19 protein-coding genes and 1 pseudogene are annotated in these 17,830 nt (G+C 66.4%); 15 read left to right on the forward strand and 5 right to left on the reverse strand.

Annotated elements, in window-relative coordinates; genetic code table 11:
• Window positions 1-7: 7 nt before the first annotated feature.
• From HH308_RS00500 to ectA, 3 genes are all read right to left on the reverse strand, one after another.
• Window positions 8-448 (reverse strand): ectoine synthase, encoded by a 441-nt coding sequence (locus tag HH308_RS00500; protein WP_170192209.1) that lies wholly within the window; start codon window positions 446-448, stop codon window positions 8-10.
• Window positions 445-1,716 (reverse strand): diaminobutyrate--2-oxoglutarate transaminase, encoded by a 1,272-nt coding sequence (gene ectB / locus HH308_RS00505; RefSeq protein ID WP_170192210.1) that lies wholly within the window; start codon window positions 1,714-1,716, stop codon window positions 445-447. Before ectB ends, HH308_RS00500 begins: the two co-directional genes overlap by 4 nt.
• A gap of 73 nt (window positions 1,717-1,789) precedes the next feature.
• Window positions 1,790-2,317: a diaminobutyrate acetyltransferase gene (gene ectA / locus HH308_RS00510; protein WP_170192211.1), complete on the reverse strand. Its 528-nt coding sequence runs from the start codon at window positions 2,315-2,317 to the stop codon at window positions 1,790-1,792.
• A 160-nt stretch (window positions 2,318-2,477) separates the two neighbouring features.
• On the opposite strand from ectA, the gene rsmD reads away from it, so the two are divergent.
• From rsmD to HH308_RS00555, 9 genes and pseudogenes are all read left to right on the forward strand, one after another.
• On the forward strand, window positions 2,478-3,104 hold the full coding sequence (gene rsmD, locus HH308_RS00515) for a 16S rRNA (guanine(966)-N(2))-methyltransferase RsmD (RefSeq protein ID WP_170192212.1): 627 nt from the start codon (window positions 2,478-2,480) through the stop codon (window positions 3,102-3,104).
• A 10-nt stretch (window positions 3,105-3,114) separates the two neighbouring features.
• Window positions 3,115-3,603, forward strand: a complete 489-nt coding sequence (gene coaD, locus HH308_RS00520; RefSeq protein WP_170192213.1) for a pantetheine-phosphate adenylyltransferase — start codon at window positions 3,115-3,117, stop codon at window positions 3,601-3,603.
• A 112-nt stretch (window positions 3,604-3,715) separates the two neighbouring features.
• Window positions 3,716-4,501, forward strand: coding sequence for an ATP synthase subunit B family protein (locus HH308_RS00525; RefSeq protein ID WP_170192214.1), 786 nt, complete (start codon window positions 3,716-3,718; stop codon window positions 4,499-4,501).
• 23 nt (window positions 4,502-4,524) lie between these two features.
• Complete coding sequence (locus tag HH308_RS00530) at window positions 4,525-5,094, forward strand: YceD family protein (protein WP_312870239.1); 570 nt, start codon at window positions 4,525-4,527, stop codon at window positions 5,092-5,094.
• A 43-nt stretch (window positions 5,095-5,137) separates the two neighbouring features.
• On the forward strand, window positions 5,138-5,860 hold the full coding sequence (gene rnc / locus HH308_RS00535; RefSeq protein ID WP_170192547.1) for a ribonuclease III: 723 nt from the start codon (window positions 5,138-5,140) through the stop codon (window positions 5,858-5,860).
• A 7-nt stretch (window positions 5,861-5,867) separates the two neighbouring features.
• The gene (gene mutM, locus HH308_RS00540; RefSeq protein ID WP_170192215.1) at window positions 5,868-6,749 is read left to right on the forward strand and encodes a bifunctional DNA-formamidopyrimidine glycosylase/DNA-(apurinic or apyrimidinic site) lyase; all 882 of its coding nucleotides are present in this window, start codon (window positions 5,868-5,870) and stop codon (window positions 6,747-6,749) included.
• A gap of 208 nt (window positions 6,750-6,957) precedes the next feature.
• The gene (locus HH308_RS00545; protein ID WP_170192216.1) at window positions 6,958-7,287 is read left to right on the forward strand and encodes a nucleotidyltransferase family protein; all 330 of its coding nucleotides are present in this window, start codon (window positions 6,958-6,960) and stop codon (window positions 7,285-7,287) included.
• Window positions 7,217-7,474 carry a HepT-like ribonuclease domain-containing protein gene (locus HH308_RS29635; protein WP_246284038.1) on the forward strand — a complete coding sequence of 86 codons (258 nt, stop codon included), beginning with the start codon at window positions 7,217-7,219 and terminating at the stop codon, window positions 7,472-7,474. The genes HH308_RS00545 and HH308_RS29635 overlap by 71 nt, the downstream gene beginning before the upstream one ends.
• Before the next feature lie 115 nt (window positions 7,475-7,589).
• Window positions 7,590-7,787, forward strand: a pseudogene (locus HH308_RS00555) (zinc finger domain-containing protein); the annotation flags it as partial.
• 60 nt (window positions 7,788-7,847) lie between these two features.
• Here the strand turns inward: HH308_RS00555 and HH308_RS00560 are convergent.
• Entirely contained in the window at window positions 7,848-8,186 is a 339-nt protein-coding gene (locus HH308_RS00560) for a hypothetical protein (RefSeq protein WP_170192548.1), read from the reverse strand.
• 11 nt (window positions 8,187-8,197) lie between these two features.
• Entirely contained in the window at window positions 8,198-8,665 is a 468-nt protein-coding gene (locus tag HH308_RS00565; protein ID WP_170192217.1) for a prevent-host-death protein, read from the reverse strand.
• A gap of 398 nt (window positions 8,666-9,063) precedes the next feature.
• Between HH308_RS00565 and HH308_RS00570 the strand changes: the two genes are divergently transcribed.
• The 6 genes from HH308_RS00570 (at window position 9,064) to HH308_RS00595 (ending at window position 17,674) form a co-directional block, all read left to right on the forward strand.
• Window positions 9,064-9,471, forward strand: a complete 408-nt coding sequence (locus tag HH308_RS00570; protein WP_170192218.1) for an OsmC family protein — start codon at window positions 9,064-9,066, stop codon at window positions 9,469-9,471.
• A 3-nt stretch (window positions 9,472-9,474) separates the two neighbouring features.
• On the forward strand, window positions 9,475-9,756 hold the full coding sequence (locus tag HH308_RS00575; protein ID WP_170192219.1) for an acylphosphatase: 282 nt from the start codon (window positions 9,475-9,477) through the stop codon (window positions 9,754-9,756).
• Window positions 9,757-10,042: 286 nt separating this feature from the next.
• A complete protein-coding gene (gene smc / locus HH308_RS00580) occupies window positions 10,043-13,642 on the forward strand; it encodes a chromosome segregation protein SMC (protein WP_170192220.1) in 3,600 nt (1,199 codons plus the stop codon).
• Between the two features lie 111 nt (window positions 13,643-13,753).
• A complete protein-coding gene (gene ftsY / locus HH308_RS00585) occupies window positions 13,754-15,214 on the forward strand; it encodes a signal recognition particle-docking protein FtsY (RefSeq protein ID WP_170192221.1) in 1,461 nt (486 codons plus the stop codon).
• A gap of 160 nt (window positions 15,215-15,374) precedes the next feature.
• Window positions 15,375-16,055, forward strand: coding sequence for a TetR/AcrR family transcriptional regulator (locus tag HH308_RS00590; RefSeq protein ID WP_170192222.1), 681 nt, complete (start codon window positions 15,375-15,377; stop codon window positions 16,053-16,055).
• Entirely contained in the window at window positions 16,052-17,674 is a 1,623-nt protein-coding gene (locus HH308_RS00595; protein WP_170192223.1) for an acyl-CoA dehydrogenase family protein, read from the forward strand. Before HH308_RS00590 ends, HH308_RS00595 begins: the two co-directional genes overlap by 4 nt.
• The last annotated feature ends 156 nt before the right edge of the window (window positions 17,675-17,830 follow it).

A 17,830-nucleotide genomic window follows, 5' to 3' on the forward strand; every position in this document is an offset into this window, starting at 1 on the left:
CTAGCTACTAACTCTGCGCCTCGGCGCGATGCTTGCCCAGTGCCGCCTCCGGCACCGGCACCGCGACCAACGGGTAGACGCCGTTCTCGTCATGGACCTCGGTACCTACCACCGGAGGATTGAACACGCACAGCATGCGCAGTTGAGTGGTTGCGACGACGGTGTGTCGTTCGTGACCGTTGAGCAGGTACATGGTGCCTGGGGCGAGCGGATACTCCTCGCCGGTTTCTCGGTCGGTCAACGTGCCTTCGCCTTCGACGAGCCATACCGCCTCGATGTGGTTGGCGTAGTGGAACTCGTTGACCGAGCCCGCCTTGATGGTCGTCTCGTGGAAGGAGAATCCGACGCCGTCGCCGCCCAAGACGATGCGCTTGGACACCCAATTGCCCTTGGGATCGGCGACGTCGCGATCGGTGCCGGTGATCTTGGCGGTCGTGCGAACGATCACGAGCGCACCTCCCGCACCGCACCGGCCAGGATGGCCAGTCCCGCGTCGAGGTCAGAGGTGTCAATCGTCAACGGCGGCAACAGTTTCACCACTTCGTCGGTCGGTCCCGACGTCTCTGCGAGCAGACCCGCGCCGAAGGCGATCGAACAGACCTTGCCCGCCTCGGATGCCTCGTCGAAGACCAGTCCCTGGACCATGCCGCGTCCGCGGTGGCTCAGGCCGTCGTAGCGCTCACAGAGCTCGGTGAAGGCCGTGGCGATCCGGTCGCCCTTGGAGACCACTTCGCGCGACAGCGTGTCGTCGGTCCAGTAGGTCTGCAAAGCTGTTGCGGCAGTGACGAATGCGGGATTGTTGCCACGGAAGGTGCCATTGTGCTCGCCGGGTGCCCAGACGTCGAGTTCGGGGCGAATCAACGTCAGCGCGAGCGGAAGTCCGTACCCGCCGATCGACTTGGAGAGGGTGACGATGTCGGGGGTGATACCCGCCTCTTCGAACGAGAAGAAGGTTCCGGTACGGCCGCAGCCCATCTGCACATCGTCGACGATGAGCAGGATGTCGCGGCGCTTGCAGAGATCGGCCAGCGCTCGAAGCCATTCCGTGCGTGCGACATTCACGCCACCCTCACCCTGAACGGTCTCGACGATGACTGCCGCCGGGCGATTCAGACCGCTGCCGGAGTCGTCGAGCACACGCTCGAACCAGGCGAAGTCCTCGACGACGCCGCCGAAGTAGTTGTCGAACGGCATCGGCGTGGCATGAACCAGCGGGATGCCCGCACCGGCGCGCTTCATCGAGTTGCCGGTCACCGACAGCGACCCGAGGGTCATGCCGTGAAAGGCATTGGTGAAGTTGATGATCGACTCGCGGCCGGTGACCTTACGGGCGAGTTTGAGGGCCGATTCGACGGCGTTGGTGCCGGTCGGGCCGGGGAACTGCACTTTGTAGTCGAGTCCACGCGGCGCGAGGATCACGTCCTGGAACGTCTGCAGGAAGTCCCCTTTGGCGACGGTGGACATGTCCAGGCCGTGGGTGATGCCGTCGTCGGCGATGTAGTCGATCAGCGCCTTCTTGAGGATCGGATTGTTGTGTCCGTAGTTCAATGCGCCGGCTCCGGCGAAGAAGTCCAGGTAGCTGCGGCCTTCGGTGTCGCTGATCCACGAGCCGCTGGCGCGGGTGAACACGGTCGGCCAGTTGCGGCAGTAGCTGCGCACCTCCGACTCGAGTTCGGTGAATACCGATTCGTTCACATGTGCATCAAGAAGTTTCATGGGTTTCTCCGTTATCTGCTTTCTCATTGGTTTCGTATCTTCACAATTTCCGAAGTGCGAGGGGGTGCGCGATCTACGGTGCGAGGGTGTAGAGGTCCTCGGGCTGATGGTCGCAGGCAGCGTCGCCGAGGGTGAAATCCGACGCGGCGAACAGGGAGGCGCGGGAGAAGGTCATCCCGCGGTCGGTGGCGACCGAGGCGAAAAGGCGTTGCGACGCTTCGTTATCCGGACTGATGGTGGTCTGCAGCGTATGCGCGCCCGCCGGTGCGACGGCGTCGAGCAGACTATGCAGCAGTCCCGCGGCGACGCCTGCGCCGCGGGCCGCCGCATCGACGGCGACCTGCCATACCATGACCACGCCCGGCTCGTCGGGCCGTAGGTAACCGGTGACGAAACCGACTGTGGCACCGTCGATGTCGGCGACGATCGACGTCTCGGCGAAGTCGTGACACCACAGCACATAAGCGTACGGGGTGTTGGTGTCGAGCACCTTGCTGTCGGCGGCGATCCGATGAATCCGCGCGCCGTCGGATATCCGCGGATGTCGGAAGACAACCTGGGACTGTGAACCTGGGGTCGTGCTTTGGGGGAACGGCCTCATACTGTTTTCGACGCTAACAATCTGGCCGAGTGGTGTCACTAGCGTTGCCGAATCGAGACACAATTACCCATTCTTCGCACTGTTCAGCGCTGAATGTGAAGTGGATCACATATTGGCCACTGCGGCGTCCGACTCGGGGCGATGGGACAATGGATGCCCTATGACCAGAATCATTGCCGGAACCCTCGGCGGGCGCAGATTGACCGTCGGTGGCGACAACACCCGGCCCACCTCGGATCGGGTCCGGGAGGCGCTGTTCTCGATGCTCGACGCGCGGATGGACCTCGACGACGCCGCTGTCCTCGACCTGTACGCGGGTTCCGGCGCGCTCGGTCTCGAGGCGCTCTCACGGGGTGCCCGACATGTGGTGTTCGTCGAGTCCGACCGCAAGGCCGTCGCCGCGATCCGAGCCAACATCGCGACCTGTGACGCGGGCGACCGCACGACGCTCGCCGGGCGGTCGGTCGCCGATTTTCTCGGCGGGCCGCGCCAGACGTTCGACCTGATTCTCGCGGACCCGCCCTACGCGATCGACGACGCGCTTCTGGCGCAGGTCTTGGCCGACGTATCCGATTTGCTCACCGACGACGGACTGCTCGTCGTCGAACGGGCCAAGCGCGCCCCGCAGACCTCGTGGCCGGGCGGGCTGGACGTCGTCGTGACGAAGAATTACGGCGACACCCGCGTCGAAGTGGCGGCGCGCCGGGCGGATCGGCCCGGGGCGAGCGGAGCGACGGGGGATCGTCCGGGGCGAGCGGAGCGACGGGGGAATCGTCCAGCCCGGTAGGTTGATCGGCATGAGCAAAGCGGTTGTGCCGGGTTCCTACGATCCATTCACCCTCGGTCATCGGTATGTCGTGCGGCGCGCGGCGTCGAGGTTCGACGAAGTGGTGGTGACCGTCGTCGTCAACCCCAACAAGCAGGGAATGTTCGGCATCGCCGAGCGCCTCGAACTGATCGCCGGCGACTGCGCCGACCTGCCCAACGTGCGCGTCGATCAGTGGACCGGACTGCTCGTCGACTATCTGGTGCGCGAATCCATCACGACCATCGTCAAGGGCCTGCGGTCGGAGACGGACTTCGCCTACGAGGTCCCGATGGCGCAGATGAACCGAGATCTCGCCGACGTCGAGACGATGTTCATGCTGACCGACCCCAAGTTCTCGCATGTGTCGAGTTCGTTGGTCAAGGAGGTCGCCAAGCTCGGCGGCGACGTGACGCCGTTCCTGTCGTCGCACATCTTCGATCGTGTGCAGGCGAAGCTGACCGGGGAGCGCACCGCCTAACTCCCAAACCCTCAAGTACAACTCGACACGCCGACCACTCTCGCCTCCCAGATCACATGAGTCACATTGGGCACAATGAACCCATCAATCACATCGCCAGATTGGGGTAGCTGTGTACCGCGTATTTGAAGCTCTGGACGAGCTCGTCGCCATCGTCGAGGAGGCCCGAGGTGTGCCGATGACGGCCAACTGCGTCGTGCCGCGCGGTGACGTCCTCGAACTGCTCGACGACATCAAAGACTCGATTCCCGGTGAACTCGACGACGCTCAGGACGTCCTCGATCAGCGGGACTCGATGATCGGCAACGCCCGCGATCACGCGGACAAGACCATCACGACCGCCGAGACCGAGTCGTCGGACATGATCGCGCACGCCCGCGCGGAAGCCGACCGGATGCTGGCCGACGCCAAGTCGCAGGCCGACCGGATGGTCAATGAGGCTGCCGCGCATGGCAAGTCGCTCGTCGACAATGCCACCGAGGAGGCTCGTCGACTCGGTCAGTCCGCGGCCCGCGAGTTCGAAGCGGTCACCGGGCGCGCCCGTGCGGAGGCGGCGCGCACCATCGACGCGGCCAACAACACCTACGACAAGTCGGTCGCCGACGGCATCGCCGAGCAACAGCGTCTGGTCGCCGAATCAGCCGTGGTCACGGCGTCGAAGTCGGAAGCCGATCGCATCATCGACGCCGCACACGCCGAAGCCGACCGGCTGCGTGGCGACTGCGACGTGTACGTCGACGAGAAGCTCGCCGACTTCGAGGAAGTGCTCACCGGGACACTGCGTTCGGTCAACCGTGGTCGTCACCAGCTGCGCACCGGCGCGGGCATGCACGACTACGTCGAGTACCCGCGCAGCGTCGACAACGATGAAGCGGAGCGCTCTGTACTCGCCGGCTGATCGCGGCGCGTATCCTCTCCTTCGTGGCTGATCACAAGGTATCCCCGAAAAAGGGGTGTTTCTCGATCGACATCCGGTCGCTCGGACGCCGCCCCGGAAGCATGAACGAAGTGCACCGGACGGTGTCGTCGCCGGAGCGAATCGGCGCCGAGATGATCGGCATCCCCGCCGACAGTGACATCGACCTAGACCTTCGGCTGGAGTCGGTGTCGGAGGGTGTGCTGGTCACCGGGACCGTCAGCGGTGACACCGAGGGCCAGTGCTCGCGGTGTCTGGAACCCGTCGAAGACACCGTCACCGTCTTCCTCACCGAGCTGTTCGCCTACCCCAACAGCGAGACCGAGCAGACGACCGACGCCGACGAGATCGCCCGGATCGTCGACGATCGGATCGACTTGGAACAGGCCGTGATCGACGCCGTCGGGCTCGAATTGCCGCTGTCCCCACTGTGTTCGGAGGATTGTGAAGGGCTGTGCACCGAGTGCGGCGTGCGGTTGGCCACCGCCGAGCCGGGCCACCATCACGACATCATCGACCCGCGATGGGCGGGTCTGGCCGGGAAGCTATCCGATCTGAACAACCCAGAGAAGTGAGGTCGACGCGATCGTGACGGGGGGAGACACGCCGAGAGCGACGATTCCGAGCGCCACCACCAAGGGGCGTGACACCGACGCCCTGCTTGCCGCGGTGGGGGCGGCGGTGTCCGACGATTTGTTGACCCTCGCGCTCACGCACCGGTCCTATGCGTACGAGCACGGTGGTCTCCCGACGAACGAACGCCTCGAGTTCCTCGGCGACTCGGTGCTCGGCGTCGTCATCACCGAGAAGCTGTATCTGGACTTTCCCGATCGGCCCGAGGGGGAGCTCGCGAAGATTCGTGCGAGTGTCGTCAACGGTCACGCGTTGGCCGCAATCGCCCGCGAACTCGGCGAAGGCGGCCTGGGGCGGCACCTCTACCTGGGCAAGGGCGAGGAGCAGACCGGTGGGCGCGACAAGGATTCGATCCTCGCCGACGGCCTCGAATCCCTTTTCGGCGCAATCTTTCTCGACCACGGCATCGCCGAGGTGAAGCGCGTGATCCTCGCCCTGTTCGACGACATCGTAGAGCGTTCCGGTGAACTGGGCGCCGGGCTGGACTGGAAGACCTCGCTGCAAGAACTGGCCGCGGAGAAGTCGCTCGGGCCGCCCCAGTACCAGGTCTCGTCGTCGGGGCCCGACCACGACAAGGAGTTCACCGCGGTCGCCGTCGTCGGCGGCGACGCCTTCGGGCGCGGCGTCGGGCGGACGAAGAAGGAAGCCGAACAGCGCGCCGCCGAGACCGCCTGGCAGGAGATCACCGGGCGCAGCGGGCAGGCCTGAGTCCTCGATGCCCGAACTTCCCGAAGTGGAGACCATCCGCCGCGGCGTGCAGATGCACGTCGTCGGGCGGACGGTCACAGATGTCGAAGTACTTCATCCGCGTGCCATCCGGCGTCATCTCGCCGGTCCCGTCGACTTCGCTGCGCGCTTGCAGGGCAAGACATTCACTGCTGCGCGACGTCGGGGCAAGTACCTCTGGCTCGACGCCGCCGGGCCGGGCGACGCCGTCGCCGCGGTGGTCCACCTGGGCATGAGCGGGCAGTTGATCATCGCCGCCGACGGCGCCGACGACCCTATCCATCTGCGCGTACGCGTGCACCTCGACGGCGACCAGTCGTCGGGCGAGTTGCGGTTCATCGACCAGCGCACCTTCGGTGGCTGGCATCTCGACGACTACGACCGCGACATCACCGGCGGCGTCGATGATGCGCTGCCCGCCAGCGTCGCGCACATCGCGCCGGACCCGTTCGACCCATTGTTCGACCGAAAAGCATTGCTGCGCAACATCTCCCGGCGTCATACCGAGATCAAGCGCGCGCTGCTCGACCAGACGCTGATCTCCGGCGTCGGAAACATCTACGCCGACGAATCGCTGTGGCGGGCCAAGCTGCACGGCACCCGCGCGACCGACAAGATCAGTCGGGCCAAACTCGACGAACTCGTCGGGCACGTCACCGACGTGATGGCCGAGGCGATCGACGTCGGCGGAACGTCGTTCGACGAGCTGTATGTGAACGTGAACGGGGAGTCGGGGTATTTCGACCGATCGTTGAATGCCTATGGGAGAGAAGGAGAACCGTGTCGGCGCTGCGGCCGCCCGATGCGGCGGGAGGCGTTCATGAACCGCTCGAGTTACTCTTGTCCGTCGTGTCAGCGGAAGCCGCGGTAAGGGAACGCGACCCGGCCGACGCCGGATGTGCGCCTGCGGAGTCCTGGGCGACGGCGAAGTGGCCGTCGTCGGTTGGGCTCCCGAGTTTCGGCTGAGACGTAGCCTCGATGCTCGAGCGGACAGTAAGGCACAACCGTGAGCCCGTATTCGATGGGGGAACCGCTCCGCAGTATGGATGCGATGGGCAAGACACAGTTAACCTTGATGCATGCCGAAGCCCGTCGCTACGCCCGAGACACTCGCTTTGCGCGAGCTCATTGAGGCGCGTAGAGGCGAATTCCAGGCACTGCTGGTCAAGTACGGTGCGACCAACCCGAAGCTCTTCGGCTCGGTCGCGCGCGGTACCGCTCACTCCGGCTCCGACATCGACATTCTCGTCGAGATGGACCCGAAAGACGGCAATCTACTCATGCGTGCTTCCGGGCTGATGGAGGAGACACGAGCACTGTTTGGTCGCGACGACATAGATGTGTTCCCGCTGCAGTTGCTCAAGCGTCCGATCTCGGCTTCGGCCCTCGTCGACGCAGTCGGGCTGTGAGTCGCGACGCCGGTCAGCGCATCGCGGACGTTCTGGTGGCCGTCGAGCGGTGCCGGCGGTATGTCGTTGCTCTGAACTTCTCGTTCATCAGTACTTCGGGGTCGATGTCGATGTTGTCCGCGATGTCGTCGATAACTACCTCCCACCGCTCGCCGAGGCGCTGCGGAGCCACGTCCCCGATGACTGATCCGATTCGGACCAGCCGCGGAGCGAACGTGACGCAATCTCGCAGCCGGTCGCTCGCGACGGGCGGACATGTGCCTGCTGCGGCGAGAGCATATCGACGTGTCCAACGTAAGTAGTCCGGGTATTTCGACCGATCGTTGAATGCCTATGGGAGAGAAGGAGAACCGTGTCGGCGCTGCGGCAGCCCGATGCGGCGTGAGGCGTTCATGAACCGCTCGAGTTACTCCTGCCCGTCGGACGCGGTAGGCCGACACCAATTGGGGGAGTCCGACGAGTGTGCCGTGATCGGTAAGAGCGCAGTCGTCAAGTCGTGACTCTGACGACGGACCGAGCCGTCGCGGACCGTCGCCCTTGACCAGCGCCGTTACATGGGGCTACTTCGTCTCGTTCGGGTGGCTCGTGTGCACCTGCTCGAGGAGTACCGTGCGCCCGTCGATGTAGAACCAGATGCGCGCGGTACCCCTCATCGTCGGTTTGTGTTGCCAGCGCTCATAGCTCTTCCCGCCACGCTGGATCGTGCCGAGCTCACCCTTCAGGCGGTAGTTCGTCGGCGTCGTGGATAGCGGCGTTCGGGTGAGAAAGTCCCAGGCGTCGGTCATCGGGTTGCGGATCGTCGCGACAAGATCCCGCCAGCCCTTCTGTGCATCCGTGGTGGCGAAGCGGATCTCGTACTCGACCCTCTTCGGAGGTCTGGGGACGAGCTCCCTTTTCATCGCGGCCACGGTCAGGGACGCTCCACGGTCCGGGTGGCATCTTCTTCGTCGAGCCACTCGACATCCGTTCTCCCCAGACCTGCCGCAACGGCGGTTGCCGTCTCCTTCCAGGATGTCAGCTCGGCGATGGCTATGTGCGGTTGATTGGTCGCGAACGACGCTCTCGCGGCATCGACGAGGTCCTGGGCGCAGGTCTCGCGGTCGGTCGGGGTGAGAGCCAGCATCCACGGGAAGGCCTTCGTCATGCGCTCGGCGAGCGTGCCCGCGTCATCCAGGGTCACGGTGATCAGCTGCGCGGCGAAGGTAAGCAGGCGCGCGCGTCCTTCGGCCTCGCGCTGCGACATCAATACCAGTGCCTCGCCGTCTCGGCGGGTCACCGTGACGGGATGGTCCTCGGCCTCGGCGAAGACTTCGGCGGAGTGTTTGCTCAGGTCCGAGGAGCGTCGCGTGGCGGCAGGGAGGCCAGTTGCAATGGTCATGACCACATGGTATTCGGAACGTGTTCGGAAGTCTAGCGAAGTGGGCTCCCTCGATAGCGGCGTCTGACCGGCTATTGTTGCTGGCAGCAGCGAGGAAGGGAGGCTGGGATCCAAGACGCCTCAACCAACGCGGCACGCGATCCTCATATCGGTTTCGCGCTATTGCGAGCCGCGCGAGAATTCGGTGGAATCGACCTCCCCGAGCCTGAGCGCACTGATATCGCCCGGGTCGTGGACTTCGAGTGTCCTAGACATGAATGCGGCCTCGGAGGTTTCGGGCTGAGTTGGCTGCGCGAGTGAGATGACCGACGTGACGGCGTCGCCGCGATGGCATGGATCGCACTCTCCGCGTACCCACCCCCAGGAACAAACCCACACCCTCCGTGTTGAATAGTCCCATGACGGAATTGTGGGTGGAGCGCACCGGAACTCGCCGATATACCGGACAGAGCTCGCGGGGCGCGCAGGTGTTGATCGGGTCGGAGGACGTCGAGGGCGTTTTCACACCGGGCGAATTGCTGAAGATCGCGTTGGCCGCCTGCACCGGGATGTCATCGGATCTTCCGCTGTCGCGTCGCCTCGGCGACGACTACGACGCCACCGTCCGGGTCAGTGGCGCCGCCGATCGCGACAACGAGTTGTACCCGCAGCTCGACGAGATACTGCAGGTCGACATGTCCGAACTCGACCCCGAGGCCGTGCAACGGCTGCTGGTCGTCGTCGAACGGGCCGTCGATCGCGTGTGCACGGTCGGCCGCACACTCAAGGCGGGAACGAAGGTCACGCTCGCGATCGAGACGGAGTAGCGCGTGACGGCGTCGCAGATCCGTATGACGGCATTCGTGCACGGCTACGTACAGGGTGTCGGTTTCCGCTGGTGGACACGATCGCGGGCGCTGGAACTCGGCCTCGTCGGCTACGCGTCGAATCAGGCCGACGGGCGGGTGCTGGTCGTCGCCGAAGGTGAGCGGGCGGCGGTCGACGCGCTCCTGGTAGCGCTGCGTTCGGGTCAGACGCCTGGCAAGGTCGACGCCGTCGTCGAACGATTCGACGACGCGCGTGGTGATCTGACCGGTTTCGTCGAGAAGTAGCTGGCGGCGGGGCAGAGCGACCGATGGTGTTGGGTTGGGTGTTTTGTCTCACCAGACCCCTCGTTACACCGAAGCTCGCGAGCTCGCTTCGGCACTCGGGGAGCGAGTGGTTGCGTCGGCACTCGGGGAGCAGGCTCGCTTCAGCGCTCGGGGCGGATGGTCGCCTGGGCGCTCGGGGGCGAGTGGTTGCTTGGGCAGTCGGGGAGCGGGTTGTCACCTCGGGTACGGCTGATGGCTTGAGTGTGTGATCCAGTCGTATGCAGACCAGCGGGTATTCTGTACGGTCGTGCACCTCAAGAGCCTGACCCTGAAGGGATTCAAGTCGTTTGCGTCGTCGACGACGCTGCGCTTCGAACCCGGCATCACCGCGGTGGTGGGTCCGAACGGCTCGGGCAAGTCGAACGTCGTCGACGCGCTCACCTGGGTGATGGGGGAGCAGGGGGCCAAAGCGCTGCGCGGCGGCAAGATGGAAGACGTCATCTTCGCCGGGACGTCGGGCCGGCCACCGCTGGGCCGCGCCGAGGTGACCCTCACGATCGACAACTCCGACGGCGCCCTGCCCATCGAGTACTCCGAAGTGTCGGTGACGCGGCGCATGTTCCGCGACGGAGCCGGCGAATACGAGATCAACGGCAACTCGTGTCGCCTGATGGACGTGCAGGAACTCCTCAGCGACTCCGGCATCGGGCGGGAAATGCACGTCATCGTCGGGCAGGGGCGGCTGGCGGCCATCCTGGAATCGAGGCCCGAAGACCGGCGCGCGTTCATCGAAGAGGCGGCGGGTGTCCTCAAACACCGCAAGCGTAAAGAGAAGGCCGTTCGCAAGCTCGACGGTATGCAGGCCAACCTCGCGCGCCTGACCGACCTCACCACCGAACTTCGACGCCAACTCAAGCCGCTGGGCCGACAGGCCGAGGTCGCTCGCCGCGCCCAGACGGTTCAGGCCGATCTGCGTGATGCGAAACTGCGTCTGGCCGCCGACGACCTGGTGAACCGGCGCACCGAGATGGCCGAACAGACCGCCGAAGAAGACATGCTCCGCGCCCAGCAGGACGAGGTGATGGCCCACCTCGACGCGTTCACGGCCGAACTCACCGAGCACGAGACGCACCTCGCCCAGGTCACCCCGGCGGCGGCCGCGGCGAGCCAAGGCTGGTTCCGGCTCTCGGCACTGGCCGAGCGCGTCGACGCCACCGTGCGCATCGCCACCGACCGCAGCCGCTACCTCAACGAGCCCAGCACCCGATCGTCGGGCACCGACCCCGAACGTCTCGACCAGCAGGCCGATGAGGCCGCGCTGCACGAGGCGGAACTCGGCGCCGCCGTCGAGATGGCGATGGAGGGCCTGGAAGTAGCGAAACTTGAACTGGCAGAACGGGAATCGGAGGCATCAGCGGCCGAGCGGGCACACCACGCGGCCGTCGCCGCGGTCGCCGACCGCCGAGAAGGCTTGGCACGCTTGGAAGGTCGGCTCGCAACCCTGCGCACTCGCGCGGATTCGGTTGGCGCAGAAGTCGATCGGTTGACGACGGCGATCGTCGCCGCTCGTGATCGCGCGGCCGCGGCGCAGCACGAGCTGGACGCCGTCGTCGCACGCGTCGGCGAATTCGAGAGTTCGGAGCAGGGCCTCGACGAACACCATGAGCGCTCGGTCCGTGCGCTGGAACACGCCGACGAACGCGTCTCGACGCTGCAGACCGACGAACGTGAGACCGAGCAGCGGATCGCATCTCTGTCCGCACGGATCGACGCCCTCGCCGTCGGCCTGGAACGCGGCGACGGCGGCGCCTGGCTGATCGAGAACGACGCCGATGGACTGATGGCACCACTGAGTGACCTGATCACCGTCGCGGCGGGTTACGAGACCGCGATCGCAGCTGCTCTGGGGCCGGCGGTGGATGCCGTCGCGACAGTCGACGCGCTTGCGGCGGTCCGGGCTCTCGAGGTTCTCAAAGCGGGCGACGGCGGTCGAGCGGCACTGATCGTCGGCGGTCTGAGCGCATCCGCGCGCAGCTATCCGGCGCTGCCAGGCGGCGGGCGGTGGGCTCGTGAACTCGTGACGTGCCCCGACGCCGTCGCCGGTGCCATCGACGTACTCCTCGGTGCGGTCGCCGTCGTCGAGACCGCTGAACAGGCGCTCGCCGTCGTCGACGCGCATCCGGGTGTCGTCGCGGTGACCGGCGACGGTGACCGTGTCGGGGCGGCAACTGTCGACGGCGGGTCATCGCACCGGCAGTCCAGCCTCGAAGTTCAGTCCGCGATCGACACCGCCACAGCAGAACTCGCGCACGCGCGCCACCACGTCGAAGAGGTGCGAGCGGCACTGTCGGGCGCACTCACCGAACAGCGAGAACGCGCCGACGTCGCCGAAGAGGCCCTCGCGGCACTTCATGAATCCGATTCGACGCTGGGCGCCGCATACGAGCAGCTCGCGCGTCTGGGCCATGACGTGCGTGCCGCCGCCGACGAGGCCGCGCGCTTGAATCGTCAGCGGGACAAGGCGTCCGAGGGGCGGTCGGAGACGATCGCCGAGATCGAGGCGGCCGAGGAGGAAGTCCTGATGGCCCAGGCCGTCGCCGACGACCCCGACGCCGTCGAACTGCCCGGCGCGGCCGACCGTGAGACGACGGCCGCCGCGGTCAACATCGCCCGTGGCACCGACATGGAATCTCGACTGACGTTGCGGACCGCCGAAGAACGGCTCGCGTCGGTACGCGGCAAGGCCGATTCACTGCGTCGCGCCGCGCGCAACGAGCGAGAAGCACGCGAGCGTGCGCGTCGAGCCGACGAAGCCCGACGCCGCGGCGCGGCCGTCGCGGCAGCGGTGGCGACGTCGGGAGCGCAGGTCGCCACCAGACTCGCTGCCGCTGTGGCCGACGCTCAGACCACCCGCGATCACCTGGAACGCGTGCGGTCACAGCGGACCGAGGCGCTCAACATCGTCAAAGAACGCGTCACTCAGCTGACCGCGCAGCTCGACTCGCTCCGCGACACCGTTCACCGCGACGAAGTCGCCAAGGCTCAGGCGGCACTGCGCATCGAACAACTCGAGGAACAGATCCTGGAGACGTTCGCGATCGCGCCCGACGATCTGATCGCCGAGTACGGCCCCGACGTCGCGATGCCGCCGTCGGCGCTAGAGATCCAGGAGTACGAAGACGCGAAGGCGCGCGGCGAACTCGTCGTCGCGCCCGCGCCGATACCCTTCGACCGCGCAACGCAGGAAGCCCGCGCGAAGAAGGCACAGAAGGACCTCAACACACTCGGCAAGGTGAACCCGCTCGCGCTCGAGGAGTTCGCGGCGTTGGAGGAACGGTACAACTTCCTCTCCGCGCAGCTCGAGGACGTCAAGGCGGCCCGCGCCGACCTGCTCGCCGTCGTCGAAGACGTCGACGCCCGCATTCTGCAGGTCTTCACCGACGCCTACGCCGACGTCGAGCAGGAATTCACCCAGGTGTTCGCGACACTGTTCCCCGGCGGCGAGGGACGCCTGCTGCTGACCGATCCGAGCGACATGCTCACCACCGGCATCGAAGTGGAAGCGCGGCCGCCGGGCAAGAAGGTCAAGCGGCTCTCGCTGCTCTCCGGCGGCGAGAAGTCGCTGACCGCGGTGGCGATGCTGGTGGCCATCTTCCGCGCGCGTCCGTCACCCTTCTACGTCATGGACGAAGTGGAGGCCGCGCTCGACGACACCAACTTGCGGCGCCTGATCACCCTGTTCGAGCAATTGCGGGAGCGGTCACAGCTGATCGTCATCACCCACCAGAAGCCGACCATGCAGGTCGCCGACGCTCTCTACGGCGTCAGCATGCGCGGCGACGGTATCACCACCGTGATCTCGCAGCGGCTGCGCGGCGTCGACCTCGACGTCCCCGTCACCGAGTAGCGGGTCGCCGGCACCACACCTTCCAGAGGCGACACTCGCCGAGCAGCTTCGTCGGCGGGTCCAACCCGCCCTGCCGCACCGTCGCCGCGACGAATCAGCGAGGATTGACCTATGAACAGCTCCATCATCATCGGCATCGTGGTCGCCGTCGTCCTGCTGATCGCACTGGTCTCGCTCGGCCTCGTGCTGTCCCGGCGTCGACGTATCTCGTTGTCGGACATCACGGCACCGACGGTCACCGACGAGAAGAAGGGCAAGCTCGACAAATCCGGTGGCTACGAGACCAACACCGGGTTCAGTTTCAGCCAGGGGCCCGCAACTACCGTCGCCGAACCGCCGAAGAAGCCGGTGCCCGAACCGAAGGTCGTGGTCAAGCCGCTGCCGGAGGTCGAGGAGCCGGCTGTCGGGGAGCCGGTAGAGGAGAAGCCGGCCGTCGAGAAGCCGGTGGAGGCGAAGCCGGTCGAAGAGATGCCGGTAGAGGAGAAGCCGGTCGCTGAGCCGACGGTCGCGGAGGAACCCGCCGCCGCAGAACCGGTCGTCGACGAGGTCGTCGCAGAACCCACCGTCGCAGAACCGGAGACCGTCGAAGAAGTCGAGGCCGAACCGGAAGCTGAACCGGAACCCACGGCGCCCACCGTCGAACTCGATGAGATCGCGCCCACCGCGGGTCGGCTCTCCCGCCTGCGCGGCCGCCTCTCCCGGTCGCAGGGAGCCATCGGCAAGGGCGTCCTCGGACTCCTCGGCGGCGGCGACCTCGACGAAGACTCCTGGGAGGAAATCGAAGACACCCTCCTGATGGCCGACCTCGGCACCACCTCCACGCTGGCCGTCGTCGAGAAGCTGCGTACCGAACTCGCCGCCAACAGCGTCCGCACCGCCGCCGACGCCCGGGCGATCTTCAAACGCGTGCTCGTCGAACAACTCCACCCCGAACTCGACCGGTCGGTGCGTGCCCTCCCGCACAACGACCACCCCGCCGTCATCCTCGTCGTCGGCGTCAACGGCACCGGTAAGACCACCACCACCGGCAAACTCGCCCGCGTCCTGGTCGCCGACGGTCGCCGCGTCCTGCTCGGCGCCGCCGACACCTTCCGCGCAGCCGCCGCCGACCAACTCCAGACCTGGGGCGAACGCGTCGGTGCCGACATCGTCCGCGGCAAAGAACAAGCCGACCCCGCCTCCGTCGCCTTCGACGCCGTCGCCACCGGCATCGACCGCGGCGTCGACGTCGTCATGGTCGACACCGCGGGCCGCCTGCACACCAAGACCGGCCTCATGGACGAACTCGACAAGGTCAAGCGTGTCGTCGAAAAGAAGGCCAAGGTCGACGAGGTGCTGCTCGTCCTCGATGCCACCGTCGGACAGAACGGCCTCATCCAGGCCCGTGTCTTCGCCGACGTCGTCGACATCACCGGCGTGGTCCTCACCAAACTCGACGGAACCGCCAAGGGCGGCATCGTCTTCCACGTTCAAGAGGAACTCGGCGTACCGGTCAAACTCGTCGGACTGGGGGAGGGCGCCGACGATCTGGCGCCCTTCGAGCCAGAGGCATTCGTAGACGCGCTGCTGTAATCGGCTCGCCTGTCGGGCGGCGCCGATCCCGCGCCGCCTCACACATGCCGACTCATCTCTTTGCCGACTCACCCCTTGTCATCAACTCCTGAATCATGGTTCAATTCTTCGTGGGAAGTTCTGAACTCGAATTCACTTCTTCGACGACAACAGGAGAACCATGCCGTACCGGCCCACCGACGCCACCCGCGCCACCGCGGCGGCCAAGCGCGTCGCGGTGCTGCGGGCCGCTCGCGCGCTGGTGGCCGAACAAGGATTCACCGGCACCACGGTGGCAGCCATCGCCGCGCGCAGCGGTGTCGCCGTCGGGTCGGTGTACTCGCATTTCGACAAGCGCGAGGCGCTGCTCGCCGAAGTCTTCCGCGATGCCGCGCGTTATGAACTCGCGCAGGTGAAGTCGGCGGTCGACGGGCAGTCCGATCCCGTCCGTCGACTCGACGCGTTGATCGAAGTGTTCGCCGAGCGCGCGCTGCGCGGCAGGCAACTGGCGTGGGCGCTGCTGTTCGAGCCGGTGATCCCCGCCGTCGAAACGGAGCGAATGGCGCTGCGGCAGTCCTACCGAGATCTCGGCACCGAAATCATCGCGGCGGGCGTGGCGTCCGGTGACTTCGACCAGCAGGACGCGCCCGTCGTCTCCTCGGCCGTCATGGGCGCGATCTCCGAAGCCCTCGTGGGAGCGCTGAATCCCTCTGCGGCGATGTCGGAGCCGACCGACGACGCCGCCCTCCTCGACACCATTCGCACGTTCTGTTTCCGTGCCCTCGGTGCGGAGAAACGACGTTGGAACGAAAATCCCACGGACACAACACTATTCGCGCCGACACCAAGGAATCGCCGATGACCCCCACCCACCTCGTGACCAACCAGGCCGCACCGCGCGCCGACGTCAACGAGTACCTCGTCAACCCGGCCCTGCGGGAGGCGGTCGCGTCCTACGGTGGCGACTGGGCGAGTGGTGAACTCACCGCGGTCGGCGCACTCGTCGGCCAGGCCGACTTCATCCACGACGCCGAACTCGCCAACCGCTTCACTCCCGAACTGTCCACCCACGACCGCTGGGGCAACCGCGTCGACGCCGTCGAATTCCATCCGGCCTACCATCGCATCTTCGGCGCGGCGATCGCCCACGGCGCTCACACCAGCTGCTGGGCGCAACCGCGCGCCGGTGCGCACGTCGCACGCGCGGCGTCGTTCATGATGTTCGCGCAGGTCGAGCCCGGACACTCCTGCCCGATCAGCATGACCCACGCCGTCGTGCCGTCGCTGCGCTCCGATCGCGACCTCGCGCAGCGGTGGCTCCCTCGCGTCTACTCGCGCGACTACACACCCGACCTCTCCGACCCCGCCAAGACGTCAGCCGTCTTCGGCATGGCGATGACCGAGAAGCAGGGCGGCTCCGACGTCCGCGCCAATACGACCACCGCCGTCGACGCCGGGGACGGCACCTACCGGATCGTCGGGCATAAGTGGTTCTGCTCGGCCCCGCAGTCCGACGCCTTCCTCGTCCTCGCGCAGGCTCCCGGCGGCATCACCTGTTTCCTGGTACCGCGCACGCTGCCCGACGGCACACGCAACGTCTTCAACATCCAGCGGCTCAAAGACAAGCTGGGCAACAAATCCAACGCGTCGTCGGAGGTCGAATTCGACCAGACCGTCGGCTGGCGACTCGGCGACGAGGGCGCGGGTGTCAAGACCATCATCGAGATGGTCAACCAGACCCGCCTCGACTGCGTCCTCGGTTCGGCGGCGGGAATGCGCCAAGCGGTTGCCGAGGCGGCCTGGCACACCCGGCACCGGTCGGCATTCGGTGCGCTCCTGATCGATCAACCGGCCATGACCTCGGTCATCGCCGACCTGCACCTCGAAGCCGAAGCCGCGACCTGGACCGGCCTGCGGCTCGCATCGGCCTACGACTCCGACGATGCGGCGTCGGTCGCATTCCGCCGCCTCGCGGGCGCGGTCACCAAGTACTGGGTCTGCAAGCGCGGCCCCGGGCACGCCTACGAGGCGCTCGAATGCCTCGGCGGCAACGGCTACACCGAAGGATTCCCGCTGGCCCGACGTTTCCGCGAGCAGCCGGTGATGGCCGTCTGGGAGGGGTCGGGCAATGTGATCGCGCTCGACGTCCTGCGCGCGATGGCCCGTGACCCCGAGTCGGTGCAGGCGGTCGACGACGAGATCGCCGCCGCACTCGGCGTGCACGCCGACTTCGACGCGCACGTGGCCAAGACCCGCGCACTCGTCGCACGGGCCACCGCCGACCCCGCCGCCGCACCCGCGCTGGCCCGGCGGCTCGTCGCCGCGCTCGCACTCGCGCTGCAGGCCTCGATCCTCATCCGGCAGGCCCCCACGGCGATCTCCGACGGGTTCGTCTCGGCCCGAATCGGCGCCGACGGCCCGGCGATGTACGGCGAGCTCGACGCCGGACTGAACCTCGCCGGCATCGTCGCGCGCGCCTGAACCCACTCGGGCGTTACATCACCGAAATACAAACCCGCGATTGGTTCACACGGCAGAAACGCTGGTGCACCATCGCCGAAACCCCACGACGACAGTCTTTTTGACAGGCGCCGACCCCATCCGGTGCGTTCGCTCAAGGAGGTTTCCACCGTGGTA

This window comes from Gordonia asplenii (assembly GCF_012933505.1).
Classification (GTDB): Bacteria; Actinomycetota; Actinomycetes; order Mycobacteriales; family Mycobacteriaceae; genus Gordonia; species Gordonia asplenii.